The organism is Streptomyces venezuelae (assembly GCF_008642375.1).
GTDB classification, from domain to species: domain Bacteria; phylum Actinomycetota; class Actinomycetes; order Streptomycetales; family Streptomycetaceae; genus Streptomyces; species Streptomyces venezuelae_G.
Genome location: NZ_CP029194.1, coordinates 1616488 through 1630113 on the forward strand (window position 1 = coordinate 1616488; position 13626 = coordinate 1630113).

Here is a 13626-nt window from a genome sequence, read left to right on the forward strand (position 1 = left end):
GCCCGGCGGGAAGTTCTGACGCATCATCAATTGACGTTGCGTCAGTTATTGACGGTTCATCAGCTCGGTCACAGAATGCGGTCACCCGACGGAGGGACGACCGAACGTGCTGCGACCGATCCGCACCCTCGCCGCCGCATCAGCGGCCCTGCTCCTCGCCACGGCCTGCAACTCGGCCTCCACCGGTGGGACTTCGGAAAAGCCCGGCTCCCCGGGATCCTCCGTACGCGGAGTCACCGCCGACGCGATCAAGGTCGGCGGCATCGTCTCCATGACCACCGCGAGCGGCTACTCCAAGAAGGACACCGATCTCGGCGCCAAGGCGCGCTACGACCGGGCCAACGCCGAGGGCGGTGTCAACGGCCGCAGGATCGACTACCTGGGCGCCGAGGACGACGGCCAGGACCCGGCCAGGAACCTGGCGGCGGCCCGCAAGCTCGTCCAGCAGGACAAGGTCTTCGCCGTCTCCCCCATGAGCTCGGTCACCTTCGCCGGAGCCGACTTCCTCAACGGCCGGAAGGTGCCCACCGTCGGCTGGGGCACGCTCCCCTCGTTCTGCGGTCCGAAGTACATCTACGGCTTCAACGGCTGCCTCGTCCCGACCCCGGGCGGCACCCTCAACCAGACCTGGCCCGAGGGGCTCGCCACCGTCCTCGGCGGCGCCCGCGGCAAGTCGGTCGCGCTGATCGCCGGCGACAACGACGCGGGCAAGTTCGGCATCCGTACCTTCACCCAGGGCTTCAGGGCGGCCGGCTTCACCCTCGCCTACGCCAAGCCCTCGGTGCCCGCGACCTCCATGCCGAGCGACTGGTCGGCGTACACCAAGGAGATCCTCCGGTCGGGCCCCGGCGGCTCCGCGCCCGACGTCGTCGTCTCGGTGATGCAGACCCCTTACAACATCGGCCTGTTCACCGCGCTCAAGCGGTCCGGCTACAAGGGCGTCCTCACCGACCCGACCGACTACGACCCCGGGCTGCTCGCGAAGGACGCGACGCGGCAGGCGCTCGACGGGGTGCACGTGCTGCTGCAGTTCCAGCCGTTCGAGGCGGACAGCCCCGCGATGACGCAGTTCAAGGCGGACATCAAGAAGGCGGCCGGCGGCAAGGATCTGCCCCTCAACATGCACATGATGACCGGCTACATGTCGGCCGACCTCTTCCTGTCCATCGCCGCGAAGGCGGGCAAGGAGCTGACCGTCGAGTCCTTCCAGAAGGCCGCGAGCGGCTTCTCCGACACCGGCACCCTCGTCGGCGACCGCGCCGAGCCCAAGGGGCAGAAGGAGAGCTTCGGCTGCGGGGCGCTCGTCCGGCTGAAGAACGGACGCTACGAGGTGGCGGTGCCGTTCAAGTGCTATCCGGCGATCCCCTTCGGCTAGGGGCGCCTCGCCGTGGGTGACCTGCTGGGCTTCGTGCTGAGCGGGCTGGTCTCGGGCGCGCTGTACGCGCTGCTCGCGACCGGCCTCGTGCTCTCGTACTCCGCCTCCGGACTCTTCAACTTCGCGCACGGCGCCACCGCCTACCTGTGCGCGCTCGCCTTCTACGAGCTCCACTCCGGCTTCGGCTGGCCCGCCGTGCCGACGGCGCTGCTGCTCGTCTGCGTCGTCGCGCCCTCGCTCGGCTGGGGCCTGGACCGGCTGATGTTCCGCAAGCTGGCCCGGGTCGGGGAGACGGCGCAGATCGTGGCCACGATCGGCCTGCTGGTCGCCCTGCCGGCGGCCGGGCTGTGGGTGGTCGAGCTCCTGCAGCGGGCCGGCGCCCCGGTCCAGCCGGCCGAGAACCAGTTCGGGCTGCCCGGGGTCGGGCCGAGCCCGGCGGTGTCGTGGCAGCCGCTCGACGGCGTCGGCATCGACTCCGACCAGCTGATCACCTGGGTCGCGACGGCCGTGGTGGCGGCCGGGCTGTGGGTGCTGATGCGGCACACCCGGCTCGGGCTGCAACTGCGGGCTGCCGTCGACAACCGCTCGCTGACGGAGCTGCGGGGCGTCAGCGCGGACCGGCTGTCCTCGATCGCGTGGATGCTGTCGTCGGGTCTCGCGGGCCTCGCCGGGGTGCTCGCGACCCCGCTCCTCGGTCTCTCCGCCCACGACTACACGCTCTTCCTGTTCGTCTCCGCGACCGCGGCGGTGCTCGGGCGCTTCCTCTCGGTGCCGCTCGCGTTCGCGGGCGGGCTCGGGCTCGGGGTGCTGCAGAACCTGGTGGCGGGGTACGCGTCGTTCGCCGAGGACATCACCGGCTTCCGGACGGCGGTGCCGTTCCTCATCCTCTTCGGCGGACTCGTCGTCCTCGCGCGGCGGCGGCGCGCGGCGGGCACGGCCGCCGCCGATCCGCCGCCGGTCGACTACCTCGCGGGGAAGGGACGGTGCCGCCGGTGGGGTGCGTGGGTCGTGGCGGGCGCGCTCCTCGCGACGGCCTTCTACACGGTCACCACGCCGTTCTGGTCGGGGATCCTCGCGCAGGGCCTCGCGATCGGGCTGGTCTTCATGTCGTTCACGGTGGTCACAGGGCTCGGGGCCATGGTGTCGCTCGCCCAGGCGACGTTCGTGACGGGAGCGGCGCTGGTGGCGGGGCTGTTGATGAGTCACGGCTGGCCTTTCGTGGCCGCGGCCGCGGTCGGTACGGCGGCGGCGGCGCTGCTCGGTGCGGTGGTCGCGCTGCCCGCGCTGCGGCTCGGCGGCCGGTCGCTTGCGCTCGCCACGCTGGCCCTCGCGTTCCTTGCGGACCAGGTGCTGTTCCAGGTGGGGTGGCTGCGCAACGGGGACACGGGCTGGGAGGTCCCGCGCCCCGTCCTCGGCCCGCTGGACCTCGGCGACGACCGGGCGCTGGGGGTCGCGCTCGTCCTGCTGTCCGGGGCGGTCGTGTGGCTGCTCACCTGGCTGCGCGGCTCCCGCTGGGGCCGGGCGGTGCTCGCGGTCCGCTCGGCGCCGGAGGCAGCCGCGGCCTCGGGGGTGTCGGTCGTCCGCACGAAGCTCCTCGTCTTCACGGTGTCGGCGGGCCTCGCGGGCTTCGGGGGCGTGCTGTACGCCTCGTACAACACCCGGATCACGGCGACGGACTTCACGGCGATGACGGGGCTGGTGTGGCTGGCGGTCGTGGTCGCGGCGGGGGTGCGGCGCCCGCAGTTCGCGGTGGTGGCGGGGCTGGGCTTCGCGGTGGTCCCGCACCTCCTCGCGACCTATGTGACGGAGTCCGCGCACCTGCCGGTGATCCTCTTCGGCCTGGCGGGCCTGGCGCTCGCGAACGACCCGGACGGGTACTGCGCGGCGCTGCCCTCACGGCGGGCGGCGCGGGCGGCGCGGGCGGCGGCCGTACGGGGGCGGGGGGACGCCCCGCCGGTGCAGGTACAGGCGCAGGTGCCGATGGCGGTTCCCGTACCCGAGCAGGCGCCGGCGCGGGCGCCCGATTCGGTGGCCGATCCGGTGGCCGATCCGGTGGCCGACCCGGTTCCCGACCCGGTGGCCGACCCGGTTCCCGACCCGGTGGCCGACCCGGTTCCCGACCCGGTTCCCGCCGGAGCCACGGCCGTTCGCCGGGAGCCGCGCGAGCCGGTACGAAGGCCCGGCTCCGAGCCACCCGCGCTCGCGTTGCGCGGCGTGCGGGCCGGATACGGAGGCGCGGCGGTGGTGCACGGCGTCGACCTGGAGGTCCGCGGCGGGGAGGTGCTCGTGCTGCTCGGGCCCAACGGGGCGGGCAAGTCGACCCTGTGCCGGGTGGCCGCCGGGCTGCTCCGGCCGTCCGCAGGGCACGTACGCGTGGGGGGTCTGGACGCCACCGGGGACGACACCGTCCGGCGGGCCAGGCGCGGGGTGCGGCTCGCGCCCGAGGGGCGGGGGATCTTCGCCGGGCTCTCCATCGAGGAGAACCTGGCGCTGCAACTGCCCGCGCCCGAGGACCGGGACGCCGTGTACGCGCGTTTCCCCGCGCTCGCGTCCCGACGCTCCGTCGCCGCGGGCTCCCTGTCCGGGGGCGAGCAGCAGATCCTGGCGCTCGCCCCGCTCCTCCAGCGCCCGCCCGCCGTCCTCGTCGCCGACGAGCCGTCCCTCGGACTCGCGCCCCGCGTCGTGGACGAGGTCTTCCGCCTCCTCACCGAGCTGCGGGCGAGCGGCACGGCGCTGCTCCTCGTCGAGGAGAAGGCGGCCGAGGTGCTCGGTGTCGCCGACACCGTCGCGTACCTCTCGCAGGGCGAGATCGCCTGGTCCGGGCCACGCTCCGAGGTGGACACGGACCGGCTCGCCGAGGCCTATCTGGGGACGGGAGTCCGCCGATGACGAGTGCGCTGCTCCACGCCGGCGGGATCGACGTCCGCTTCGGCGGCGTCCACGCCCTGCGGGACGTGACGCTCGCCGTACGGCCCGGGGAGGTCTGCGGACTCATCGGACCGAACGGCGCCGGGAAGACCACGCTGTTCGACGTCCTGTCCGGGATCCGGCGGCCCGACGCCGGAAGCGTCACCTTCGCGGGCGAGGACATCACCCGCCGCTCCCCCGTGTGGCGGGCCCGCCACGGCGTCCGCCGCACCTTCCAGCGCCAGCAGCTCTTCGGGCAGCTGACGGTGGCCGACAATCTGGTGGTGGCCCAGGACTGGCGGAGCGGGCTGCGGCCGGGGACGCGCCGCCACCGCGAGCGGGCCGCCGCCGTGCTCCGGGAGTGCGGGCTCGACGCGCTCACCGACGCGTACGCGGGCGCGCTGCCGGTCGGGCAGGCCCGCATGGTCGAGCTCGCCCGGGCCCTGGCCGACCCGCCCCGGGTGCTCCTCCTCGACGAACCCGCCTCCGGGACGACCGCCGAGGAGCGCCGCCTGCTCGCCGCCGTCGTCCGTCACATGGCCGAGGAGGAGAACTGCGCGGTGCTGCTCGTCGAGCACAACGTGGCCTTCGTGATGGAGCTGTGCTCGCGTGTCGTGGTCCTGGACCTCGGGCGCGTCCTGGCCGAGGGGACGGCCGCCGAGGTCCGGGCCGACCCGGCCGTGCGGGAGGCGTACCTCGGCTCGGGCGCCCGTCCGGCGGAATGCGACGGGGGCTGAGATCGTTGCCCCAGGGAGTAATCCGACGACGTTAGGAACGACCGCACGTGAGCACGGACAGCAAGGTTCCTTCCCTCACCCTGAACAACGGCGTGCCGATGCCGCAGCTGGGCTTCGGCGTGTGGCAGGTGCCGGACGACGAGGCGGCGACGGCCGTGGCCACCGCGCTGGAGGCCGGCTACCGCTCGATCGACACGGCCGCGATCTACCAGAACGAGCGGGGCACCGGGCAGGCCGTGGCCGCCTCGGGGATCCCGCGCGAGGAGCTGTTCGTCACCACCAAGCTGTGGAACAGCGACCAGGGTTACGACGCGACGATGCGTGCCTTCGACGCCTCGCTGGAGAAACTGGGCCTCGACCACGTCGACCTGTACCTGATCCACTGGCCGCTGCCGTCGAAGGACGCGTACGTCGACACGTACCGGGCCTTCGAGAAGATCCACGCGGACGGGCGGGCGCGGGCGATCGGCGTCTCGAACTTCCTTCCCGAGCACCTGGACCGGCTGATCGGCGAGACGTCCGTCGTGCCCGCCGTCAACCAGATCGAGCTGCACCCGCAGCTCCAGCAGGCGGCCTCGCGCGAGGCGCACGCCCGGCACGGCATCGCGACGGAGGCGTGGTCGCCGCTCGGCCAGGGCAAGGGGATCCTGGAGGTTCCGGCGATCCTGGCGATCGCGCGGAAGCACGGGCGGACGCCGGCCCAGGTGGTGCTGCGCTGGCACCTCCAGCTGGGGAACGTGGTGATCCCGAAGTCGGTGACCCCCTCGCGCATCCGCGAGAACATCGACGTCTTCGACTTCACGCTCGACCCGGAGGACCTGGCGGCGATCGCCGCGCTCGACGAGAACCGCCGTATCGGGCCGGACCCGGCGGAGTTCCACGTCGGAGCGTGAGCGCGGCCGTGCGAGAGAGGGGGAACGCACCGTGAGTGGTGCCCCGATGCCCGTCGAGGAAGGCCTCTACCGGGTACGGAACGTGGCGAGCGGGCTGCTCCTGGAGGTGCCCGGGGGGTCGGGCCGCAGTGGCGCCAAGATGCACCAGGGGGTCGAGGACGGCGCCGCCGGGCAGCATTGGCACATCACGTCCGTGCCGAACGGCGGCGGCCTCTACCACCTGGTCAACGCGGCCAGCGGCAAGCGGCTCGACGTCATGAACGCGTCCACGGAGAACGGCGCGCTGATCCAGCAGTGGAAGCCGAACAACTTCGGCGCGCAGGAGTGGATCATCGAGCAGGACCTCCAGTCGCCGGGCACGGTGGCGCTCGTGAGCTTCGTCAGCGGGCTGTACCTGGAGGTGGCGGACGGCTCGCGCGAGCCCGGCGCGTCCGTACGGCAGTGGGAGGACTCCGACTCCCCTTCCCAGTGGTGGCAGTTGGAGCCGGTGTCCTGAGGTATACGCGCCCGGGCCGTCAGCCCTTGCGGGCGGTGTGGACGGTCCGGGCCGTCAGGTGGAAGAGGTCCGTGCGGTGGTGCAGGGACTTCTCGTCGGCCGGGTCGAGGAGGCGGTCGAGCGTCTTGCGGTCGTCCGCGTCGATCCGGTCGCCGAAGCCCTCGCGGAGCCGCTGGTAGTGCGAGACGGCCAGCTCCCGGACGACCGGGGAGACGGGCGCGGGGACGTCCGTGAGGAAGGTGCGGGTGCCGGCGGGGGTGAGGCCGGCGCCCGCGAGGAGCGCCCGCCAGTCGTCCGGCTCGTCGACGGAGCCGGGGAGTTCGGCGCGCATCTCGCCGAACCAGTAGGCGTGGGCGGCGTCGAGGCGGGCTTCGAGGCCCGGCCGGCCGATGCCGATGTGCCAGGGCAGGTGGCGGGTGGGCAGGCCGCCCTCGACGAGCGCGATCAGGCCGCCGGGGCGCAGGAGGCCCGCGAACTCCGCGAGTGCGGCGCGCTGGTCGCCGATGTGGTGCAGGGAGTTGCCCGCCCAGACGAGGTCGGCCTCGCCGAGGCTGCCGATGGCCTCGGGGAGTTCGGCGTGGAGGGTCGAGACGCGGGAGCCGAGGCCACGGGCCTCCGCACGGTCACGGGCCCGCTCGAGGAGCTCGGGGCTGCCGTCGACGGCGACCGTCTCGGCGACCGGGAAGGACTCCGCGAGCAGGCTGGTGACGACACCCGGGCCGCTGCCGATGTCGAGCACGCGCCGCACGCCGTGAACCGGGACGAGCGTGCCGAGCCAGACAGCGGCCTCCGTGTAGGCGGGGCTGGCGATCTCGGCCTGCCGCTCCAGGAGCAGGGCCATCTCGCTCCAGTCGGGGTGGGTGTGGGTGCTGTCGTGGTGGTGGCCCGTTCCGTGGCCGTGGTTCTGACCGTGGCCCTGATGCTCTCCATGGTCGTGGCTCGGCCCGTGGTCGTGGCTCGGCTGGTTCGACTGGTTCGACCCGTGGTCGTGGCCCTGGTGCGATGCGTGGTGCTGGCTCATGGTTCCAGGGTGGGGCGAGGCGGCGGGATACGCGAGAAATGTTGCCGGTCCGGCAAAGGATTCCCTCTCGTGGCGCCGGCCGGCCGGCCCGCTCAGCTCCGGGCGCGGTGCTCCTGCGGGCTGAGCCCGCGCACCCGCTTGAAGGCGGCGCTCAGGGCGAAGGCGGTGCTGTAGCCGACCTGCCGGGCGACCGACTCGACAGTGGCGTCCGTCTCCCGCAGCAGGTCGGCGGCGAGCGTGAGCCGCCAGTCCGTGAGGTACGCCATCGGGGTCTCGCCGACGAGCTCGGCGAAGCGGCGGGCGAGCGCGGCCCGGGAGACACCCGACTTCGCGGCGAGCGAGGCGACGGTCCAGGGGTGGGCGGGGTCGTTCTGGAGGAGCCGGAGCGCCCGGCCGACGACCGGGTCGCCCATGGCGCGGTACCAGGCGGGGGCCTCGGCGCCCGGCCGGGAGAACCAGGCGCGGACGCCGGTGATGAGCATCAGGTCGAGGACCCGGTCGAGGACGGCGGTCTGACCGGGTTCGTCGCGGGTTATCTCCTCGCCGAGGAAGGGCGTGAGAGGGCAGTTCCACTCCTCCGCGGGCAGGTGCAGCAGCCCTGGCAGGGCGTCGAGCAGCCGGCGGCCGACCTCGCCGTCCCACCGGTACGTGCCGACGAGGAGCGTCGTGCCGCCGTCGGGGGCGTTGCCCCAGGTGCGGACGCCGAGCCGCATGGTCTCGGAGAGCGGCTCCCCGGAGAGGGTGGTGCAGGTGCCGTCGGGGCCGATCACGGCGCGCGGCGGGGCGTCGGGGGTGTCGGCGACGGTGTACGGCTCCGGGCCGCGGGCGATGGCGATGTCGCCGGGTCGCAGGAGGACGGGTTCGCCGCTGTCGGGGACGATCCAGGCCTCGCCCTCGGTGACACACATCAGGCAGATCGGCGCACTGTCCTCGATGCGTACGGACCACGGCGGCTCCATGATCATGCGGAGCAGGAAGGCGCCCCGGGCGCGGGGTCCGTCGAGGAGTCCGGCGAGTGCGTCCATGAGTCGTAAGAGTAGGCGGCCGGGTGAGACGCACGCGTAGGGTCCTGAGACTGCGGAGCATGGGCGGTGGGAGCCGTGGGCGGGAGTCTTGAGCCATGACGACGAACACGCAGAACACGCAGAACACGCAGAGCGGGAACGGCGTTCAGGCCTCGGCGGGCCTGCGGACGGTCCTCGTGACGAGCGCCACCGGCAAGACCGGGCGGCGGGTGGCCGAGCGGCTCGCGGCGCGCGGGCTGACGGTCCGCGCCGGCTCCCGCACCGGAGCGGTCCCCTTCGACTGGGAGGCTCCGGAGACCTGGGGTCCGGCGCTGCGGGGCGCGGACGCCGCGTACGTGGCCTACTACCCGGATCTCGCCGCCCCCGGCGCGGTGGAGGCGATGCGGACCTTCGGCCGCCTGGCCGCGGAGCACGGGGTGCGGCGGCTGACGGTGCTGTCCGGGCGCGGGGAGCCCACGGCGCTCGTCGCGGAGCAGGCGCTGCGGGAGGCGGCCGGCGGGGTCGAGATGACCGTCGTGCGGGCCTCGTTCTTCGCGCAGAACTTCTCCGAGGGGCTGCTCGCGGAGGGGGTCGCGGAGGGGGTGCTGGTCTTCCCCGCGGGTGACACTCTGGAGCCGTTCGTCGACGCGGACGACCTGGCGGACGTGATCGTCGAGACCCTGACGGCGGACGGGCACGCGGGGCGGGTGCACGAGGTGACGGGTCCGCGGCCGGTGTCCTTCGCGGAGGTCGCGGCGGAGATCTCACGCGTCTCGGGTCGCCCGGTGGTCTACGAGGCGATGCCGGCGGCGGAGTACGCCGGGCTCCTCACGGACGTCGGTCTGCCGGCCCCGGAGGCAGAGTGGCTCGCGGACCTGTTCGCGACGCTCCTCGACGGCCACAACGCCTCGGCGACCGACGGCGTGAAGCGGGTCCTGGGCCGCGAGCCGCGCTCGTTCGCCGGGTTCGCGGCGGAGACCTGGGGCGGCGCCGCCGACGCCTGAGCCGGCGCGGCGGCCCGAAGTGGGGGGCACTCCTGAGGCCGCCTCAGGTGTACCGCCGGGCGAGCGTCCGTACGGTCTCCGCGATGCGGGTGCGGAGCTCCGCGGGGGCCAGCACCTCCACGTCGGTGCCGAGCGCGAGGAAGGTGTCGTGGGCGTGGTCGGTCGACTCGACGGGGAGGGTGGCCCGGGTCCAGCCGTCCGGCTCCGGGGTGCCGGTCGCGGCGAGCGCCCGGGCGGCGGCGCCGGTCAGCCGGGCCGCGCCGGCCGCGGAGACGCGGACCAGTGCCTCGCCCCGGTGCAGTCGGGCGTGGAAGTCGGCCTGGCTCGCGCGCCAGTGCCCGGCGAGGTCGAAACCCTCCGGGACGGTGGCCTCCTCGTCGGTGACGGTGAGGTCGAGGATCTGGTCGACGCGGTAGGTGCGGGGGCCGGGCCCCGCGACCAGGTACCAGCGGCCGGCCTTGAGGACGAGGCCGTACGGTTCGAGGCGCCGGTCGACGTCGGTCGGCGCCGTCCAGCGCCGGTAGCGGAGCTCCAGGACACGGCCGGTGCGGACCGCGTCGGCGACCTGGGGCAGGAACGGCGCCTCGTGGCCCTCGTCGTACCAGCCGGGGGCGTCGATGTGGAAGCGGGCCCGCAGCCGGTCGACGTGCTCGCGCAGCGGCGCCGGGAGGCCCGCGCGCAGTTTCAGCCGGGCGTCGGTGAAGTGCGCTCCGAGGCCCAGCCCTTCGGCGGCGCCGGGCATGCCGGCGAGGACGAGCGCCTCGGCCTCGCGGGTGTACAGGTCGGTGAGGCCGGAGCGGTGCCCGGCGAGAAGTCGGTAGCCGCCGCGGTGTCCGGCGTCACCGTAGAGCGGCACCCCGGCGAGGTGCAGCGACTCGACGTCGCGGTAGACGGTGCGGACGGAGACCTCCAGCTCCGCGGCGAGCTCGGCGGCGGTCATCCGGCCCCGGGTGCGGAGCAGCAGAAGGATCGAGAGGAGCCGGCTGGACTTCACTGACACAAGGTGTCAGTGAAGTCCTCCTACAGTCCAGCCATGGCTTTCGCAGAGAAGTACCTCCTCGCGCTGCCGCCGGTCGAGATCGCCGGGCGGCAGCTCAAGCGCTACCACGTCACCTCCGATCCGGCGGGCATCGAACCGGAGGTCGAGAAGGCGGCGTACGCACTGCTTCCGGAGCTTCTGCCGCCGCCGGACGGCACGGCCGCGGCGGGCTTCGTGGTGCTGCACCGGGGCGACGACACCGGCGCGTACCTCAACGCGTACAGCTGGGTGTGGGACAACGTGCTCCACTTCGGCGGCGCCGCCGCCGGCCAGGCCGCCCTCGACTGCCCCGACACCGACCCGACGCACTTCGTCCGGGTGGACCGCTCGTGGATCGGCTGCGTGTGGGAGCTCGCCCCGGTCGGGCACGAACGCGACTCCTGGATACGCCACATGCTGACCCCGGACGCACCGGACCTGTCGGGCTATCTCGCGGACGTGCTGCCCTCCGGCACGACGGGTAACGGGAGTGTTCAGCCGCGCCTGACGAAGCGGGCCAGCCGGTAGCGCGGGTCGTCCCGGGGGCGGTCCTGCTCCGGGAGGGCCTCCAGGGCGGCGGCGAGCGCCTCGGTGGTGGCCGGGTCGCCGGTGTACCAGGAGGCGAAGTAGCCGCTGCGCAGTCTCCGTACGGTGTCGCCCGGGGTGCGGCCCTGTCCGTGGCCCTCGAAGTGGGTGCCGGGGGCGGCGCCGAGGCCGTGGGCGGCGGCGTGACGGGTGATCAGGTCCGAGCGGTCGCCGGCGACGGTCTCCGAGCGGTGGGGGCGGAGGATGTCGTCGATGTCGCTGCCGACGTCGTGGGCCGCGTCCTTGTCGACGGTGGCGATCAGGACGCCGCCGGGGCGCAGGACGCGGGCCGCTTCGGCGACGATCTCGGGGGCGAAGGGGACGAGGTGCAGCAGCCAGACGGCGGAGACCGCGTCCAGGGAGGCGTCGGGCAGGGGCAGTCGCCGGGCGTCGGCGCGGACCGTCCGGCCCGGCAGGCGTTTGGTGGCCGCCTTGAGCATCGCGTGGGCGGCGTCGGCCCCGTACACCCGCAGGCCGGTCCTGGTGAGGCGCTCGGTGACGAGGCCGGTGCCGCAGGCGAGGTCGAGGAGCGTGCGCGCGCCGGGCGGCACGAGGCGCAGCACGGCCTCGGCCGCGGCCTCGGCGCGGGGCACGCCGCCGCGGGTCCGGTCGTAGTGCGCCGCCTCGGCCTCGTAGTCGAGCATGGTGTCCGCCATGCGGATGATCTTACGTAGGGGCGCGGGGGAACGGGCGGGAACGGCTGTTCAGTTGGCGCCGTGGCCCGGCGCGATCCCCTCCACGCGCTCGGCGAGCCTGAAGTCCAGCTCCGTGACGGCCCCGCCGACGGAGTGGGTGTTCACGGACACGGCCACGGTGTTGTAGCCGAGGGTCAGGTCGGAGTGGTGGTCGAGCTCCTGCTGGATCTGGGCCACGTGCACGACGAGGGCGGTCGCGGCGAAGTGGTCGCCGAGCCGGTAGGTGCGGATGAGGTGGTCGCTCTCGACGGACCATCCGGGGAGCTCCCGCAGTCGGTCCTCGATCTCCTTCTGCGACAGTGGCTGTGTGGGCACGGTGGTGCTCCCTCCGGTCGGGTGGTGCGCGGTGCGGGACGGGTCCCCCGGGGAAGCTACCCGGGTCCCCCACTGGGATACCGTCTGGCCATGACGACTGTCGTGAGCGACACGGGGGTAGGGCCGCTGCTGCGCGGATGGCGTGAGCAGCGGCGGATGAGTCAGCTGGAGCTCGCGCTGCGTGCCGACTCCTCGGCGCGGCACATCTCCTTCGTGGAGACGGGCCGTTCCCGGCCGAGCGAGGAGATGGTGCTCAGGCTGGCCGAGCACCTGGACGTGCCGGTGCGGGAGCGGAACGCGCTGCTGCTGGCAGCCGGTTACGCACCCCGGTACACGGAGTCGCCGCTCGGCGCCCCGCACCTGGACGTGCTGCGGGAGGGCATCGAGCGGCTGTTGCAGGGGTACGAGCCGTATCCGGCGTTCGTGGTGGACGGCTCGTACACGGTGGTGGCGGCCAACCGGGGCATCGGGCTGCTGCTCGACGGACTGCCGGATCATCTGATCGCCCCGCCGCTGAACGCGATGCGGCTCACCCTCCACCCGGAGGGCCTCGCGCCGCGGATCCGGAACCTTCGGGAGTGGCGGGGGCATCTGCTGGCCCAGATGGAGCGGCAGATCGCGCTGGCCCGGTCGGAGGCGCTGCGCGCGCTGTACGAGGAGGTGGCGGCGTATCCGCTGCCGCCGGGCGCGGAGGAGGAGAGCGCGCCCGGCACGGAGCCGTATCCGTACATCGCGCTGCCGATGCGGATCGAGCACGACGGACGGATCCTGTCGTTCGTGTCGTCGATCTCGACGTTCAACACGCCGATGGACGTGACCGTCGCCGAGCTGGCCATCGAGACGCTGCTCCCGGCCGACGCGGAGACGGTCGCGTACCTCCGGTCCCTGGCGGCGGCGGTCAGCGAGTAGCGGTCACGGCGCGCAGGGCGGTCCACTGGAGCAGGGCGAACCCGGCGACGGTGGCCGCCTGCACCGGCGTCCACAGCAGGCCGGCGGTGGTCGGCTCCAGCCAGGCGAAGAGGGCGACGACGCTCAGGACGGCCCAGAGGGCGTTGAGGTCGATGACGAGCTTGACGCCGAGGGCCGGGGGCTGCGGGCGGCTCGCGAGCCAGGCGACGCCCCCGGCGTACGCGGTGAGGAAGATGCCGAGTTCGAGCAGCAGGGCCGCGTCGATGCCGAGGAGCTCGCCGAGCGGCCCGGAGGCCGTGAGGTAGGCGAGGCCGTTGGCGCCGGTGACGAGGGCGTCGAGGCCGAGGAAGCGGCGCACCGCGGTCTGCGGCCGGGTGGTGCGGGCGAGACCGTTCAGCAGGGCCTGGGACATGGCGGATCACCCTCCATGGGGACGTTCGGGGCTGGTGGCGGGTCCGGAGCCCGAGCGGAGTGCGCCGCCCGGGTTCCGGTGTTCATGAGCATGCCGGGCGGCCGCGTAGGGGTCGATTACCTGGGAGGTAATGCGGGCGGTGCGGGCGGGTGCGGGGTGCGGGTGCGGGTGTGGGTGCGGGTGCGGGTGCGGGAGGAAAGTGACGGTCCGCCAGGTCCGTACGAGCCGATCGAACAAGGCTTCGACCAACGGGGG

14 protein-coding genes are annotated in these 13626 nt (G+C 73.6%); 8 read left to right on the forward strand and 6 right to left on the reverse strand.

Features of this window, described 5'->3' with window-relative positions; translation table 11 throughout:
* The first annotated feature begins 106 nt into the window (after positions 1-106).
* The 5 genes from DEJ46_RS07175 to DEJ46_RS07195 all read left to right on the forward strand — a co-directional run bounded on the left by DEJ46_RS07175 (position 107) and on the right by DEJ46_RS07195 (position 6408).
* Entirely contained in the window at positions 107-1375 is a 1269-nt protein-coding gene (locus DEJ46_RS07175) for an ABC transporter substrate-binding protein (RefSeq protein WP_150264709.1), read from the forward strand.
* Positions 1376-1387: 12 nt separating this feature from the next.
* On the forward strand, positions 1388-4264 hold the full coding sequence (locus tag DEJ46_RS07180; protein WP_150264710.1) for an ABC transporter permease subunit: 2877 nt from the start codon (positions 1388-1390) through the stop codon (positions 4262-4264).
* Complete coding sequence (locus tag DEJ46_RS07185) at positions 4261-5019, forward strand: ABC transporter ATP-binding protein (RefSeq protein ID WP_150264711.1); 759 nt, start codon at positions 4261-4263, stop codon at positions 5017-5019. The genes DEJ46_RS07180 and DEJ46_RS07185 overlap by 4 nt, the downstream gene beginning before the upstream one ends.
* Before the next feature lie 98 nt (positions 5020-5117).
* Complete coding sequence (locus tag DEJ46_RS07190; protein WP_150274201.1) at positions 5118-5912, forward strand: aldo/keto reductase; 795 nt, start codon at positions 5118-5120, stop codon at positions 5910-5912.
* Between the two features lie 46 nt (positions 5913-5958).
* Complete coding sequence (locus tag DEJ46_RS07195) at positions 5959-6408, forward strand: RICIN domain-containing protein (protein ID WP_411757727.1); 450 nt, start codon at positions 5959-5961, stop codon at positions 6406-6408.
* 19 nt (positions 6409-6427) lie between these two features.
* Here DEJ46_RS07195 and DEJ46_RS07200 read toward each other — a convergent pair whose 3' ends face one another.
* Complete coding sequence (locus DEJ46_RS07200) at positions 6428-7429, reverse strand: class I SAM-dependent methyltransferase (protein ID WP_150264713.1); 1002 nt, start codon at positions 7427-7429, stop codon at positions 6428-6430.
* Between the two features lie 92 nt (positions 7430-7521).
* Positions 7522-8454, reverse strand: a complete 933-nt coding sequence (locus DEJ46_RS07205) for an AraC family transcriptional regulator (RefSeq protein ID WP_150264714.1) — start codon at positions 8452-8454, stop codon at positions 7522-7524.
* Between the two features lie 95 nt (positions 8455-8549).
* Here DEJ46_RS07205 and DEJ46_RS07210 point away from each other — a divergent pair, with 95 nt between their 5' ends.
* Entirely contained in the window at positions 8550-9437 is an 888-nt protein-coding gene (locus DEJ46_RS07210) for an NmrA family transcriptional regulator (protein WP_150264715.1), read from the forward strand.
* 43 nt (positions 9438-9480) lie between these two features.
* Here DEJ46_RS07210 and DEJ46_RS07215 read toward each other — a convergent pair whose 3' ends face one another.
* Positions 9481-10431, reverse strand: a complete 951-nt coding sequence (locus tag DEJ46_RS07215; protein ID WP_150264716.1) for a helix-turn-helix transcriptional regulator — start codon at positions 10429-10431, stop codon at positions 9481-9483.
* Between the two features lie 39 nt (positions 10432-10470).
* Between DEJ46_RS07215 and DEJ46_RS07220 the strand changes: the two genes are divergently transcribed.
* Positions 10471-10983 carry a hypothetical protein gene (locus DEJ46_RS07220; RefSeq protein ID WP_150264717.1) on the forward strand — a complete coding sequence of 171 codons (513 nt, stop codon included), beginning with the start codon at positions 10471-10473 and terminating at the stop codon, positions 10981-10983.
* Here the strand turns inward: DEJ46_RS07220 and DEJ46_RS07225 are convergent.
* Positions 10950-11684 carry a class I SAM-dependent methyltransferase gene (locus DEJ46_RS07225; protein WP_150274203.1) on the reverse strand — a complete coding sequence of 245 codons (735 nt, stop codon included), beginning with the start codon at positions 11682-11684 and terminating at the stop codon, positions 10950-10952. The two genes, DEJ46_RS07220 and DEJ46_RS07225, sit on opposite strands and share 34 nt — an antisense overlap.
* A gap of 60 nt (positions 11685-11744) precedes the next feature.
* Entirely contained in the window at positions 11745-12050 is a 306-nt protein-coding gene (locus DEJ46_RS07230) for a 4a-hydroxytetrahydrobiopterin dehydratase (RefSeq protein ID WP_150264718.1), read from the reverse strand.
* Positions 12051-12140: 90 nt separating this feature from the next.
* Between DEJ46_RS07230 and DEJ46_RS07235 the strand changes: the two genes are divergently transcribed.
* Positions 12141-12959 (forward strand): helix-turn-helix domain-containing protein, encoded by an 819-nt coding sequence (locus tag DEJ46_RS07235; RefSeq protein WP_150264719.1) that lies wholly within the window; start codon positions 12141-12143, stop codon positions 12957-12959.
* Here the strand turns inward: DEJ46_RS07235 and DEJ46_RS07240 are convergent.
* Positions 12949-13371 carry a hypothetical protein gene (locus tag DEJ46_RS07240; protein ID WP_150264720.1) on the reverse strand — a complete coding sequence of 141 codons (423 nt, stop codon included), beginning with the start codon at positions 13369-13371 and terminating at the stop codon, positions 12949-12951. The two genes, DEJ46_RS07235 and DEJ46_RS07240, sit on opposite strands and share 11 nt — an antisense overlap.
* Positions 13372-13626 lie beyond the last annotated feature (255 nt).

Coding starts and splice junctions, on each gene's coding strand:
- DEJ46_RS07195 (WP_411757727.1), top strand. CDS start 5,959: ATGCCCGTCGAGGAAGGCCTCTACCGGGTACGGAACGTGGCGAGCGGG.
- DEJ46_RS07185 (WP_150264711.1), top strand. CDS start 4,261: ATGACGAGTGCGCTGCTCCACGCCGGCGGGATCGACGTCCGCTTCGGC.
- DEJ46_RS07200 (WP_150264713.1), bottom strand. CDS start 7,429: ATGAGCCAGCACCACGCATCGCACCAGGGCCACGACCACGGGTCGAAC.
- DEJ46_RS07235 (WP_150264719.1), top strand. CDS start 12,141: ATGACGACTGTCGTGAGCGACACGGGGGTAGGGCCGCTGCTGCGCGGA.
- DEJ46_RS07190 (WP_150274201.1), top strand. CDS start 5,118: ATGCCGCAGCTGGGCTTCGGCGTGTGGCAGGTGCCGGACGACGAGGCG.
- DEJ46_RS07225 (WP_150274203.1), bottom strand. CDS start 11,684: ATGCTCGACTACGAGGCCGAGGCGGCGCACTACGACCGGACCCGCGGC.
- DEJ46_RS07210 (WP_150264715.1), top strand. CDS start 8,550: ATGACGACGAACACGCAGAACACGCAGAACACGCAGAGCGGGAACGGC.
- DEJ46_RS07220 (WP_150264717.1), top strand. CDS start 10,471: ATGGCTTTCGCAGAGAAGTACCTCCTCGCGCTGCCGCCGGTCGAGATC.
- DEJ46_RS07240 (WP_150264720.1), bottom strand. CDS start 13,371: ATGTCCCAGGCCCTGCTGAACGGTCTCGCCCGCACCACCCGGCCGCAG.
- DEJ46_RS07205 (WP_150264714.1), bottom strand. CDS start 8,454: ATGGACGCACTCGCCGGACTCCTCGACGGACCCCGCGCCCGGGGCGCC.